Source organism: Acinetobacter sp. ANC 7912 (assembly GCF_039862785.1).
Lineage (GTDB): Bacteria > Pseudomonadota > Gammaproteobacteria > Pseudomonadales > Moraxellaceae > Acinetobacter > Acinetobacter thermotolerans.
On sequence record NZ_CP156795.1, the window covers coordinates 346,160 to 359,197 of the forward strand.

The following is a 13,038-nucleotide window of genomic DNA, read 5'->3' on the forward strand; positions in this document are numbered from 1 at the left end:
ATGCATTTGAAAAAGTCGGCGCATGCCGGCTTTTTTTGTTTTGGAGAATAAATTCATGAACCTACTCATGTGTCCGGTATGTCGTGAGCAGCTCAAATTAAATGAACGCACCTGGCGCTGTGACAACCAGCATAGCTATGATGTGGCCAAGCAGGGCTATGTAAATTTGCATGTGGTTCAGCATAAACACAGTAAAAATCCGGGAGATACGCCAGAATCGGTACAGGCACGTCGTGCCTTTTTAAGTGCCGGCCACTATGCACCGTTACAGCAAGCCGTGGTGAGAAAGATTCGTGAACTACGTATTGAAAACCTGCTGGATATTGGTTGTGGTGAAGGCTATTACACCGATGCCATGCAGCAGGAAGTGATGCAGTGTGTCGGGGTGGATATTGCCAAAAATGCCATTCAGGTTGCGGCTAAGCTGAATAAAGAAATTACTTGGGTGGTGGGAACGGGTGCAACCTTGCCGGTTTTGGACCATTCAATAGACTTGTGTACTAGCCTGTTTAGTCCGATTCCGAAACAGGAAATTCTACGGGTACTGAAACCAAAATCTTATCTAATGGTTGTTACTCCAGCTCCACAGCATTTATATGCCATGCGTGAAGCACTGTTTGAGGAAGTGAAGCCCCATGAGCCACAGAAATTTGTGGCCCAGCTAGAAGATGCGTTCAATCTGGTAAGTGAAGAGGTGGTAGAAGCCCTGCTGAATCTGTCAAAAAACGATCTGGAAAACCTGATTGCCATGACGCCGTATGCGTATAAAGCTAAGCCAGAACGCCGTTTGGCACTGGAGCAGCAAGACCAGTTTGCAGTGACTGCACAATTCCAAATTTATCTGTTTCAAAAGAAATAAGATGAGATTCGAGTTGAATATAAAAAAGCCCTCAATTGAGTAATGCCAGTCAGTTAAGCAAATATTAGTAAAATGTAGTAAAAATGAGTGTATGTAAATACGCTCATTTTTTTTTATGACTTTATCTGAAAATTTAGATTGCACCCTTCAACATTCTTTACCTTCACTTAGCCATTTTAGTGAATTTATTGATTTCAACTGGATTGAGGAAAGTCTGAATCAAACAGGTAAGGCATCAATTAGAAGAAGGAAGTTACCCGCTGAACATGTGGTATGGCTTGTCATTGGACTCGCTTTATTTCGAAATCAACCTATCGGATATGTCGTAGAACAACTAAAACTTGTATTTGGTACAACAGAATATTGTGTTCCTAGCGCAGTAGTACAAGCACGACAACGTTTAGGATCAGAACCTTTAAATGCGCTATTTTCTTTACTTAGCCAAGCCTGGTTTGAAGAATCTCAGCAGCAATACTCAAACTTTCACGGTCTGAGTGTGTGCGCTGTTGATGGTGTTGTTTGGTCTATGCCTTATACAGATGAGAATTTTGCACACTTTGGTTCATCTAAAGGAAAAACTGCTGATGCTCCTTATCCACAAGTGAGAGCAACCTGCTTAGTAAATACCGCGACCCATGAAATTATAGATGCTCAAATAGGCAGTATGGATCAAGGTGAACTCACACTGGCAAGCCAATTATCTCCTTGTTCACACAGTATTACCCTATTTGATCGAGCCTATTTCTCTGCAGATTTTCTCATCGGGTGGCAAAAACGTGCAGAAGAAAGTCATTGGCTTATGCGTGCAAAAGATAATTTACGGTATGAGATTGTGGAGCGTAATTCGCAACATGACTTTCATATTAGAATGCCGATATCAACAAGAGCTAAAAAACTTAATCCAGCCTTAGGAGATTATTGGGAAGCACGTCTCATTGAGGTTGAGCAGGCAGGTAAGATTAGACGTTATATCACTTCACTAATAGATTCAAAGAGATATCCATTATTAGCTTTAGCAAAACTCTATGCCCAGCGTTGGGAAATAGAAATGTGTTACCGAGAAATCAAGAGTAACTTACAGGAAGGGAAGCATTTAAGGAGTAAACAACCTACCTTGATTTATCAAGAGTTATGGGGAGTCTTTATTGCCTATAATATTCTAAGAAGACAAATGAAATATATGGCTCAACGTGCAAAAGTCAGTCCTTTGAGAATGAGCTTTCATATTACCTCTATTGCTATCCTTAACCTATTGAAGTTTGATTCTTTGGCTTCCGCAGGCAATTTGCCTAAACATCTAGAAAGTTTAATGGAAAAATCTAAAAGGTATGTTTTACCGAAAAAAAGAAGTAGAAACTACCCACGAGTTGTGAAAGGGAAACCACAGAAATACCCAAAAAAATGCCAGTCAATCTCTTAACTGACTGGCATTACTCAATTGAGGGCTTTTTTATGGAACCAAGATTACTGAACTTCTTCAATCAGACTATCTAGCGAGTCGATTTGCTTGGGTTGTAGAGGTTGTTCCTGACCACGAGTTGGTCTCTCACCTGGTACCTGGATTTCCTGTCCCGGTAAATCGGCAAAGTCATTTACTTCACGTTTAGGTGCTACAGGCACTGGACGATAAAGTGGCGTTGCCAGTGGAGGCGTAGCATGATTGTCATGCTGGACTTCCTTGCCATCCTGATTGACGACTTTGGTTCGGTTGAGCGGTCCCTTAGCCTTGCGATCCAGACGTACCCAGGATTCTGGGGTGCCCTTTAGAGCATTGGCCATAAAATCGGTCCAGATTGGCAGGGCAGCAACACCGCCATATTCACGTCGACCTAATGTTGTAGGCTGGTCAAAGCCAACCCAAGCCACAGTTACCAGTTTGCCATTAAAGCCAGCGAACCAGGCGTCTTTGGCATCATTGGTGGTACCGGTTTTACCACCGAGGTCGCCCCGACCAATGCGCAGTGCTGCACGACCGGTACCATGTTGAATCACGTCACGCAGAATATTAGCCATATCAAAAGCCGAGCTGGATTTCAAAATGCGCTGAGCCTGACGGTAATTGCTATGTTCAATGGTAGCTTTAGATTGAGTTGTTTGGTTTTCTATCGTGCGATTATTTAGCTCGATGACTTCATCATCTGGTGTGACAACATTTACAGACTCAATTTCTTCCTCTTCCTGATTAATACAGGAAATGCAGGCATATTCAGGTTTAGCTTCAAAGATAATGTTCCCATACGCATCTTCGATTTTGCTAATAAAATGCGGCTGAATGCGGTAACCACCATTAGCAAAGGTTGCATAGCCAGTCGCCATCTGAATTGGCAGTACCTGTGGTGTACCGAGGGCAATGGTGTAGTTGCGTGGAATCTGTTTGTCTTCCAGACCAAAATCCATCAATAATTGACGAGTACGTTCAATACCCACAGTTTGAAGCAGGCGGACCGACACGGTATTGCGTGACAGGTACAGGGCGCGACGTAAAGGAATCATCCCCAAGTAGCGTCCATCCGAGTTTTTAGGACTCCATTTTCCAATGGTGATTGGTGCATCATTGACCATGGTATAAGGCGTCATGCCACGTTCCAGAGCCAGTGCATAGATAAATGGTTTAATGGTTGAGCCTGGCTGACGCCAGCCCTGAATGGCACGGTTAAAGGTCGATTGGTAAAAATTATAACCACCGACCACAGCTTCAATAGCACCATTATTTGGATTCAGCGCAATCAGTTGGCCTTGTACTTTTGGAATTTGTACTAATGCCCATGAGGTTTTCTGTTCATTTGGGCGTAAACGAACAATATCTTTGACTTTGACAATTTGTGAAGCATTGCTCGGTGCACCACCGACACTGTTGGCATTGCGATAGGGGCGTGCCCAGGACATGCCAGACCAAGGCACAGTAACACTCGTACCATCCTGCATTAAGGCTTCAAAAGAATTAGCATTAACTTTGGTGACCTGAGCAGGGTAAGTATTGGCAAAAGGCTGGAAATTTGTCAAAGGTTGATCATGGGCTTCAGCACCGCGCCAGCCATGACGACGGTCATAGGCTTCCAGACCTTCCTGCACAGCCAGTTCAGCATAAGCCTGACGTTGGCTATTAATGGTTGTATAGACCTTATAGCCGGAATCAATCGCCTGTTCACCAAAATTCTGGATCAGTTCGGCACGAACCATTTCTCCCACATAGGGAAATTTATTGCGGGTGCTGCGGTCTGGCATATCCAGATTGATCGGCTCAGCAATTGCCTTTTGATACTGACTCTGGTTGATATAGCCGAGTTGTAGCATACGACCTAGAATCCAGTTGCGGCGTTCCAGTGCACGTTTTGGATTGGCCACAGGATTGTATTTAGAGGGTGCTTTTGGTAAGCCGGCAATCATCGCCATTTGAGCAATAGAAAGCTGATCCAGGCTTTTGTTGTAGTAAATCTTGGCTGCTGCCGCGATACCATAAGCATTTTTGCCCAGGAAAATTTTATTGACGTATAAGGTCAAAATTTCTTCTTTAGTCAGGTTCTGCTCAATTTTACGTGCCAAGAAAATCTCGGTCAGTTTGCGTTTTAAGGTTCGTTCTGGACTTAGATAATAGTTTTTTGCTACCTGCATGGTGATGGTGGATCCACCAGTCTGCACGTCCGAGCCAGTGACACTTTCACTTAATGCACGGCCTAAGCCCTTAAAGCTGATACCACTATGTTCGAAAAAGCTTGAATCTTCCGCGGCTAGGAAGGCATGAATGAATTCTGGTGGAATCTGCTCGTATTCCACCGGTACGGAAAGTTTGCCACCGTATTCAGCGATGAGCTCCTGATCAGAACTAAAAACCTGTAAAGGTTTGAGTAAAGGTGCCTTTTTAAGCGTAGACATTTCAGGCAAAGATGGGGCAATATAGAGGTACATACCGTAAAAACCCATCGGAATTGAGATCACAATTATGATAATGATCAAAAAAAATGGATGAACTAGGCCTGAACTAGATAGCTTTTTCATAACAAGTAAGTTTTAATAAGAGCTAATGGCAAACTAATGAAGGGTCAGTATATCCTTTAGATATACATAATGTTAGATGAGTTATTGTATCTAGATAAAATTAATAGACCGATTGCATTAGTGGGTGTTTTATTTTTGGGGATAAAAAAATAATAGGAATGATATTGTGCGCAGGTTATATCGTAAGCCAAACAAGGGGTTAATAGGTGTCGATATCAGTTCGACGTCTGTTAAAGTTTTGGAACTTTCCATGAAAAGCGGACGGTATTGGGTCGAGAGTTATGCTCTAATTCCATTACCGGAAGGCAGTGTTGTTGAAAAAAACATCTTAAATCCGGAAGCAGTCGGCGATGCCCTGGCTCGTGCCATGAACTTGGCCAATACCCAGTCTAATCAGGCAGCCTTTGCGATTCCTACCTCCATGTCGATCACCAAAACGATCGAAATGGATGCAGATATGACGGATGATGAACGTGAAATTCAGATCCGTGAAGATGCCGAACAATACATTCCATTCCCGCTGGATGAAGCAAGTATTGATTTTGAAGTCTTGCCAGATCGTCTGTCTAATCCAAACCGTGTCAATGTATTGCTAGTCGCAACCCGTATTGAAAACGTGGAAGCACGTTCAGAGGTGCTGGAAATTGCTGGTGTGACTCCAAAGATTGCCGATGTAGAAAGTTTCGCGATTGAAAATGCATTCAGGGTGTTTTCAGATACATTGCCGATGGGTGTGAATACCGTGGGTATTCTGGACATTGGTCATAGCATGACGACATTGTCGGTGATGCAAAATAACAAGATTATTTATACGCGTGAGCAGGTGTTTGGGGGTAAACAGCTCACGCAGGAAATCCAGAACCGTTATGGTTTGTCTTATGAGGAAGCTGGACGTGCCAAGAAAACTCGTGCATTGCCAGATGACTATGATATCGAGGTATTAGAGCCATTCCTGGATGCTGTGGTGCAACAGGCAGCACGTTCATTACAGTTCTTCTTTTCATCATCTCAGTTTAATGAGATTGATCACATTCTATTGGCAGGGGGGAATGCCAATATTCCAGGCCTGGCAAAACTGTTACAACAAAAACTGGGCTACCGTGTCACGATCGCAAATCCATTCTTACAGATGGGCTTTTCTCCTCAAATTGATATTAAAAAAATTGAAAATGATGCGTCATCACTCATGGTTGCATGCGGTCTGGCATTGAGGAGTTTTGATTAATGGCAAAAATTAATCTATTGCCTTGGCGTGATGAGCTAAGAGTCAAAAGAAATAATGAATTTATCGCATATTGCGTGGGGGCTTTGTTGCTCGGTGTGGCAGCAGCAGGGGGTGGTTGGTTCTATTACGATCAGAAATTACAGGATCAGGAACAGGCTAATCAGTTAATTATTAGTACCAACCAGAATCTGGATGTGCAGCTGAAATCATTGGATGGTTTGCAAGAGCAGCGTGATGCGATTGTAGAGCGTATGAAACTGATTCAGGGCTTGCAAACCCAGCGTCCGATTGCGGTGCATCTTATTGATGAAATTGTGCGGGTAACGCCAAGTGATATGTATGTCACCAAGTTTGTACGTACCGGGGATAAGTTCACGATTGAAGGCAAGGCTGCAAGTCCAAATACCGTGGCAGAGTTGCTTCGTAATCTGGAAGCCTCTCCTTGGTATCGCAATGCATTTATGAATTCGTTCCTGGCAGCGGAAGAGAAGAAGGATAAAGCACCAAGTTCTCTGATTCCGCGTATTGAAGAGTCTTATGGAACGTTCACAGTAACTGTTGATCTTGACCAGATTGCTCAGCCTGTGCTTTCCGAGCAGCAACCACAGGCAGCTGAGACAACTACACAGGGGGCGACATCATGAGCGAAAAATTTGAAGATTTAGGTCAAGAGTCAGTTGTTGCACCGAAAAATAAAATGACGGTGGAGAAGTTTTTCCAGCAGTTTAATACCCTGGATCCAAATAATTATGGTAGCTGGCCGATCGCAGTTAAAATTACCTGCTGGATTTTTATTGTCTTTGTGGTAATGATGCTGGCTTATTTTGGTTTGATCCGCGGCCAAATCGAAGCCATTGCACAAGCGAATGCTCAGGAGCAAAACTTGCTCAATGAGTTCCGTGATAAGGATTCCAAGCTGCGTAACTTGCAACAATATCAGCAACAATTGCAGGAAATGGAAGCGCGTTTTAACCAGCAACTCGAGCAGTTGCCGAAAGAAACAGAAATTCCTGGATTGGTTGAAGATATTAACTTGAGCGGTGTCAACGCCGGCCTGAAGTTCAAAAATATCCGTCTTGAACCTGAAGTGAAGCAGGAATTCTTTATTGAGCAACCGATCTCGATTGAAGCAACAGGTGATTATCATTCTTTTGGTTCATTTGTTAGTGGTATTGCAGGTCTGTCACGTATCGTGACACTGCATGATTTTGAAATTACTGGTACGGCAAACAAAGAGAAGAAAACTGATATTCCAGTGATTGATTATGTGGTGAAAGCAAAAACTTATCGCTATGTAGGAAACGCTAATACTAATAGTACAGCAGATAATACAGCTGCAAACGGTCAGGGGGCACAGTAATGAAGATGTTAAAAATTGCTTCAGCACTCACTGCCGGATTAATCTTGGCAGGATGTGAGTCACGTATTGACTACGTCAATCAGGAAATGGCAAATATCCGCAACCAGCCAGCTTTGCCGATTGAACCTGCCCCGGATTTTGTCCCTGCAGAAACCTTCAATTATGCGGCACATCAGCTGAAAAGTCCTTTCTTGCCAAGTTCTCTGGCAGCAGAGCTAAAAGTGATGGCAGGCAAGCGTGTTTATCCAAATTTATCCAGACAGTTACAACCGTTGGAAAGCTATCCACTTGAAACTTTGACGATGAAGGGGAGTCTCAAAAATCAGGCTGGACAGATTTTGGCATTGATTCACACACCTGATGGGGAAGTTGAACGGATTCAACGTGGTAGCTATATGGGGTTAAATCATGGACGGGTAGTCAATATTACTCCAACCCAGATTGATTTGGTTGAGATTATTCCGGATGGACGTGATGGGTATGTGGAACGCCCTCGCAGTTTGGTTCTGGTGGGACCAACACCATAAGTGAAAGGGAATAATAATGAATAAAAGTTTTAAAGAATTTATTTTTGGGGATGGTAATACAATGAATCATGTGTTTCGTCAGTTTTCTATGGGGGCAGTTGCGATTGCAGTGATGCAGGCAGCAAGTGCACAAATCGCAATCACTAATGTGGTGCCAATGCAGGTTCCAGGGCAAGGAACCGAAATTCGTGTGATGTTTAATGGTTTGCCACCTCAGCCACAAGCTTATCAGCTGGAATCTCCATCTCGTCTGATTCTGGATTTTGAACAGGCACAGCAGAATCTGAAACAGAGTAATATTCCTGTTGCAACAAAAGAAGCAAGTTCTGTTGATGTGTCTTCAGACGCACAACGTGCACGTTTAACCGTGAATTTGGCTGATGCGGGTGCATTTACTACACGTGTCGAAGGCAACACCTTTATTTTAAAGATCAACTCCAATAGCCCAGTGGCTAATGTTCAGCCAGTAGTTCAACAGGCTGTTCAAGGGATTACCAATATTGGTTTCCAGCGTGGTGCTAAAGGTGAAGGGCAAGTCGTCATTGATTTGGCGAGTGGTGATACCCCAGTCGATGTACAGCAACAAGGTACTAAAATTGTGGTTCGGGCATTGGGTAGCAAGATCCCAGTACATTTAACCCGTCGTCTGAATGTAAATGATTTTGCCACACCGGTTTCTACTGTAGATGCAGTCAACCAAAATGGTTCAGGCGTGATTACCATTCAGACTTCAGATAGCTATGAATATATGGCATATCAAACGGATAATAAACTCACAGTTAGTTTGAAACGCCCGGAAGAGAAAAATCCATTACGTCCTAAAGCAGCCCATCATTATACTGGCAAGAAAATTTCTCTAGATTTCCAGGATATTGAAGTTCGTCGCGTATTGCAGTTGTTAGCGGACTTTACTGATATCAATATGGTCGCAGCGGATAGCGTACAAGGGAATATTACTTTGCGTCTTAAGGAAGTTCCTTGGGATCAAGCGCTGGATATCGTTTTGAAAACCAAGAACCTGGATAAACGTCGTAATGGGAATGTGATCTGGATTGCTCCTGTTACAGAGCTAGCGAAAGCTGAAGAAGAAGAAGCGAAAGCATTAGCACAAAGTGCTAAACTTGCACCAATTCAAACTGAATATATCCAGTTGAATTATGCTAAGGCTGCTGATATTGAGAAGTTAATTACTCAGAATAAAGGTGCTTCAAATAGCAATTCTAGTTCAAATACTAGTACAAATAATAATGAGGATAAGGAAAGTTTATTAAGTCCTCGTGGTTCTGTATCTATAGATGCTCGTACTAACACTTTAATTGTGAATGATACTCAGCCATTTATCGATAAAATTCGTAATATGGTGGATTTACTAGATGTGCAGGTGAAGCAGGTTATGGTGGAAGCACGTATTGTCCGTGCATCTACAGAATTTACCAAAGAGATTGGGGTGAAATGGGGAGTTTTATCTCAAGGTATTACCAATAATAATCATCTTCTGGTGGGTGGAAGTGATACCACCCTTTGGGATCTGCGCGAACCTGAATTGGATGATGAAACAGGTCGCTGGAAATATGAAATTCAACGTCCAGATAACCTTAATGTTGATTTAGGTGTAGCTAATGCTGCAGGTAAAATTGCATTTGGTTTGATTAGTCTCTCGGACTTTATGCTTGATCTTGAACTTTCTGCACTACAAGCAGATGGCTATGGTGAGGTGATTTCTACTCCGAAAGTACTGACTGCAGACAAGCAGAAAGCGACTGTTGAATCAGGTTTTGAAGTGCCATATCAGTCTACTGAAGGGAGTGGTGCGAGTGCTACAGCTACAACTGAATTTAAGGATGTAGTACTTAAGCTTGATGTGACTCCAAGTATTACGCCTGATGGAAAAGTGCAAATGGATCTGGATATTTCCAGTGACAGTATCGCTGGGGTAACACCAATGGGTGAATACTATCTCAATAAAAACCGCCTGAACACGAATGTCCTGGTTGAAAATGGTGAAACCGTCGTTCTTGGTGGTATTTTTGAGCAGGAGACGCTTAACAGTCAGACCAAGGTTCCTTTCTTAGGGGATATTCCATATTTAGGCCGCTTGTTCCGTAAGGATGCTAAATCGGATAATAAACGTGAGCTCCTGATTTTTGTTACCCCTCGAATTGTTAATGACAGTGTTTCAAGAAATCATTAATATATTTTGAAATTAACAAAATGAATAGGTGACTCCTTGCCAAGCAAAGAGTTTGAATCCCTGCCAAATATCTATTTGGTGGGGCCGATGGGGGCGGGAAAGACAACTGTAGGACGACATTTAGCAGAATTGTTAGGACGAGAATTTCTTGACAGTGATCATGAAATTGAGCGGAAAACAGGTGCAACGATTCCGTGGATCTTTGAAAAAGAAGGTGAAGCGGGTTTTCGTAGTCGTGAAACGGTTGTCATTGATGAGTTAACTTCACGACCACAACTGGTACTTGCCACGGGTGGTGGTGCGGTGACTCAGGCGCCCAATCGTGAATATCTTAAAAACCGCGGTATCGTAGTTTATCTTTATACTCCTGTTGAAATTCAGCTTCAGCGAACCTATCGCGACAAAAACCGTCCGCTATTACAAGTCGAAAACCCTGAGCAGAAACTCAGAGATTTGCTTGCAGTACGTGATCCGTTATACCGAGAAGTCGCACATTACATCATTGAGACCAATCAGGGGGCTGCACGTGATCTGGCGCAGCGTATTTTGAATCTCATCCTTCCGAAAAAATAAGTTCAGTTGAATAAGTGGTTATCCCATCATGCAAACCTTACATGTCGAACTCGGTGAACGCCGTTATCCAATTTTTATTGGTAGCGATTTAAATCCTCAGGAATTGCTGGAGCCATATATTCATGGCAAACAGGTGATGATTGTCAGCAATGATACGGTGGCACCGTTGTATCTAGAGCACTATAGGGCTGCGTTGGAAAATCTGGGTAAGACTGTAGTAAGCTGTATTTTGCCGGATGGCGAGAAATACAAGAATATCGAGCACCTGAACTTGATTTTTGATGCGCTGCTTGAAGCGGGCTTTAATCGCGACTGTACGGTGCTGGCGCTGGGTGGTGGTGTGATTGGCGATATGGCTGGATTTGCTTCAGCTTGCTTCCAGCGCGGAGTGTACTTTATTCAGGTGCCAACAACTTTGCTTTCACAGGTTGATTCTAGTGTCGGTGGTAAAACCGGGATTAATCATCCACTCGGCAAAAACATGATCGGTGCTTTCCAGCAACCACAAGTAGTGCTGGCAGATATGTCACAGCTGTCAACTTTACCAGATCGTGAATTATCTGCCGGTTTGGCAGAAGTGATTAAATATGCGCTGCTCGGTGATGAAGAGTTTCTGGTCTGGCTGGAAGCTAATATGGATGGCCTGATTGCCCGTGATGAGCAATTACTGGCGAACGCAGTTTATCGTTCCTGTGCGCATAAGGCACGTATTGTCGCGAATGATGAGAAAGAGAAAGGTGAGCGTGCACTACTGAATCTTGGTCATACTTTTGGCCATGCGATTGAATCTTATCTGGGTTATGGTGAGTGGCTACATGGCGAAGCAGTGGCGACGGGTATGGTGATGGCTGCGGATCTGTCGCACCGCATGGGCTGGATTTCTGCAGCTGATGTTGAGCGTACAAAAAAAATCATTTCTCGTGCCAAACTTCCGATCGTTTGTCCTAAAATTCCACTGGATGATTTTCTGGGTTATATGGCCCACGATAAAAAAGTCCTGAATGGTCAATTGCGTCTGGTTTTATTAAAGAAATTAGGCGAGGCCATTATCACACGTGACTTTGATGTAGAATTGATGAAACAGGCCATTCTGGCTAATCAGGCATAGGTAAATACGGTATATGACAGCTCTTCGCACGCCATGGCAAAAGGTTCAGCATTATTTCTGGCTGGTCAGTGCGATAGGCTGTTTGTTTTTTGCGCTCGTTTTTTGGGCAGTTACGGATTCTGAAGAAGTGACGCCGGTTGAGAAAAAACCGGAAACTGAAGTTGAGTTGATGATTCAGCCTGAAAAAGTGGCATCAATGACCCAACTTGGTGCATTAACCGATGAAGTGCATCCACTGGACATGACCACACGCACCATTGTGAATGCAAATCATGAAGCGGAGTTTCGTGGCACCAAATTTGTCAATGAAATGAAGAACCAGTATGTGATTGAGCTGTTTCGTGTTTCTGATGAAGTGATTCTGAAAAACTTTTTAAGAAAACAGGTCGATCGTAACCAGTTTACTTACCTGCGTCTTTCTGGCGATAACCTTCCTGAGCAATATGTGTTGCTATATGGTTTGTTTAAATCAGCGAATGAAGCGCAGCAGGCACTCACAGAACTAAATATGGGGCTGCCGAAATCAGTTAAACCAGTGGTCGCTCAAATCCAGAATTACCAACCTTATGTCAATAACTTGGGCTCAGATGAGCTGACTTCCAGCCAGAAGCTTTATGCAGTGCAACTGAAAAATGTGCCGTTGCCAAAAGTAGAAGAAACAGTTGCACCGCGAGCACAAGCGCAGAACCAGGCCTCTTCTTCCAATACGCAAAGTACCACCAGTACCACGATTACCCGCCGCGATTCATCTGGTAATGTGGTGGATGTTGAACGCTCGGAAAGTCAGGTGCCTTCTGCTCCACATGCACCGTCGAATGGTCGTCAGCATAGTGAAGAACTGGAGATAAGTGATCCATTTAATTAAGAAAAATAACAGATAAAATATAGATGGATTAAAATGGCGCAACCAAAATTATAAAACCTGATAAATGTGCGCTTTTGGTGCAAAAAATACGCAATAAAAATGACCAGTTTTGTGGTTTAAATTCAGTAAATATATGTCATTAGTATCATTTTTATTTCTTTGCATCAAATTGGCATGATAATTGCTTTATTGGTGCATGAATTGAATTGATCTCCCTGTTTTGGCGCGAAAATGATTCGATGATTATGCGAATGTGTCACATTTAGTTGTTATTTTTATGTGATTTCCGAGTGTCTCAAACTCTATTTTTCATGCATATAAATCTGAAAAGGTT

Annotated in this window: 11 protein-coding genes; 10 read left to right on the forward strand and 1 reads right to left on the reverse strand. The window is 43.1% G+C overall.

What is annotated here, in order from left to right; translation table 11 throughout:
• Positions 1 to 55 precede the first annotated feature (55 nt).
• Together ABEF84_RS01675 and ABEF84_RS01680 are read left to right on the forward strand one after the other, a co-directional pair.
• Positions 56 to 859, forward strand: coding sequence for a putative RNA methyltransferase (locus tag ABEF84_RS01675; RefSeq protein WP_347454506.1), 804 nt, complete (start codon positions 56 to 58; stop codon positions 857 to 859).
• Between the two features lie 115 nt (positions 860 to 974).
• Entirely contained in the window at positions 975 to 2,279 is a 1,305-nt protein-coding gene (locus ABEF84_RS01680) for an IS4 family transposase (protein ID WP_347453003.1), read from the forward strand.
• A 44-nt stretch (positions 2,280 to 2,323) separates the two neighbouring features.
• Here the strand turns inward: ABEF84_RS01680 and ponA are convergent, their stop codons facing one another.
• The gene (ponA, locus tag ABEF84_RS01685) at positions 2,324 to 4,855 is read right to left on the reverse strand and encodes a penicillin-binding protein PBP1a (RefSeq protein ID WP_347473745.1); all 2,532 of its coding nucleotides are present in this window, start codon (positions 4,853 to 4,855) and stop codon (positions 2,324 to 2,326) included.
• Between the two features lie 166 nt (positions 4,856 to 5,021).
• Here ponA and ABEF84_RS01690 point away from each other — a divergent pair, with 166 nt between their 5' ends.
• The 8 genes from ABEF84_RS01690 to ABEF84_RS01725 are packed head-to-tail and all read left to right on the forward strand — an operon-like array spanning position 5,022 to position 12,704.
• Positions 5,022 to 6,080: a pilus assembly protein PilM gene (locus ABEF84_RS01690; protein WP_034585542.1), complete on the forward strand. Its 1,059-nt coding sequence runs from the start codon at positions 5,022 to 5,024 to the stop codon at positions 6,078 to 6,080.
• Entirely contained in the window at positions 6,080 to 6,724 is a 645-nt protein-coding gene (locus ABEF84_RS01695) for a PilN domain-containing protein (protein ID WP_347473746.1), read from the forward strand. Before ABEF84_RS01690 ends, ABEF84_RS01695 begins: the two co-directional genes overlap by 1 nt.
• Positions 6,721 to 7,440: a type 4a pilus biogenesis protein PilO gene (locus ABEF84_RS01700; protein WP_404798971.1), complete on the forward strand. Its 720-nt coding sequence runs from the start codon at positions 6,721 to 6,723 to the stop codon at positions 7,438 to 7,440. Before ABEF84_RS01695 ends, ABEF84_RS01700 begins: the two co-directional genes overlap by 4 nt.
• A complete protein-coding gene (locus ABEF84_RS01705) occupies positions 7,440 to 7,967 on the forward strand; it encodes a pilus assembly protein PilP (protein WP_034585535.1) in 528 nt (175 codons plus the stop codon). Before ABEF84_RS01700 ends, ABEF84_RS01705 begins: the two co-directional genes overlap by 1 nt.
• A 16-nt stretch (positions 7,968 to 7,983) precedes the next feature.
• A complete protein-coding gene (locus tag ABEF84_RS01710) occupies positions 7,984 to 10,158 on the forward strand; it encodes a type IV pilus secretin PilQ family protein (RefSeq protein WP_347473747.1) in 2,175 nt (724 codons plus the stop codon).
• A gap of 36 nt (positions 10,159 to 10,194) precedes the next feature.
• Entirely contained in the window at positions 10,195 to 10,731 is a 537-nt protein-coding gene (aroK, locus tag ABEF84_RS01715) for a shikimate kinase AroK (protein ID WP_034585528.1), read from the forward strand.
• Between the two features lie 28 nt (positions 10,732 to 10,759).
• Positions 10,760 to 11,839: a 3-dehydroquinate synthase gene (gene aroB / locus ABEF84_RS01720; RefSeq protein WP_347454500.1), complete on the forward strand. Its 1,080-nt coding sequence runs from the start codon at positions 10,760 to 10,762 to the stop codon at positions 11,837 to 11,839.
• 13 nt (positions 11,840 to 11,852) lie between these two features.
• Complete coding sequence (locus ABEF84_RS01725; RefSeq protein WP_347454499.1) at positions 11,853 to 12,704, forward strand: hypothetical protein; 852 nt, start codon at positions 11,853 to 11,855, stop codon at positions 12,702 to 12,704.
• The last annotated feature ends 334 nt before the right edge of the window (positions 12,705 to 13,038 follow it).

Coding starts and splice junctions, on each gene's coding strand:
- ponA (WP_347473745.1), bottom strand. CDS start 4,855: ATGAAAAAGCTATCTAGTTCAGGCCTAGTTCATCCATTTTTTTTGATC.
- ABEF84_RS01675 (WP_347454506.1), top strand. CDS start 56: ATGAACCTACTCATGTGTCCGGTATGTCGTGAGCAGCTCAAATTAAAT.
- ABEF84_RS01695 (WP_347473746.1), top strand. CDS start 6,080: ATGGCAAAAATTAATCTATTGCCTTGGCGTGATGAGCTAAGAGTCAAA.
- ABEF84_RS01725 (WP_347454499.1), top strand. CDS start 11,853: ATGACAGCTCTTCGCACGCCATGGCAAAAGGTTCAGCATTATTTCTGG.
- ABEF84_RS01680 (WP_347453003.1), top strand. CDS start 975: ATGACTTTATCTGAAAATTTAGATTGCACCCTTCAACATTCTTTACCT.
- aroB (WP_347454500.1), top strand. CDS start 10,760: ATGCAAACCTTACATGTCGAACTCGGTGAACGCCGTTATCCAATTTTT.
- ABEF84_RS01710 (WP_347473747.1), top strand. CDS start 7,984: ATGAATAAAAGTTTTAAAGAATTTATTTTTGGGGATGGTAATACAATG.
- ABEF84_RS01705 (WP_034585535.1), top strand. CDS start 7,440: ATGAAGATGTTAAAAATTGCTTCAGCACTCACTGCCGGATTAATCTTG.
- ABEF84_RS01700 (WP_404798971.1), top strand. CDS start 6,721: ATGAGCGAAAAATTTGAAGATTTAGGTCAAGAGTCAGTTGTTGCACCG.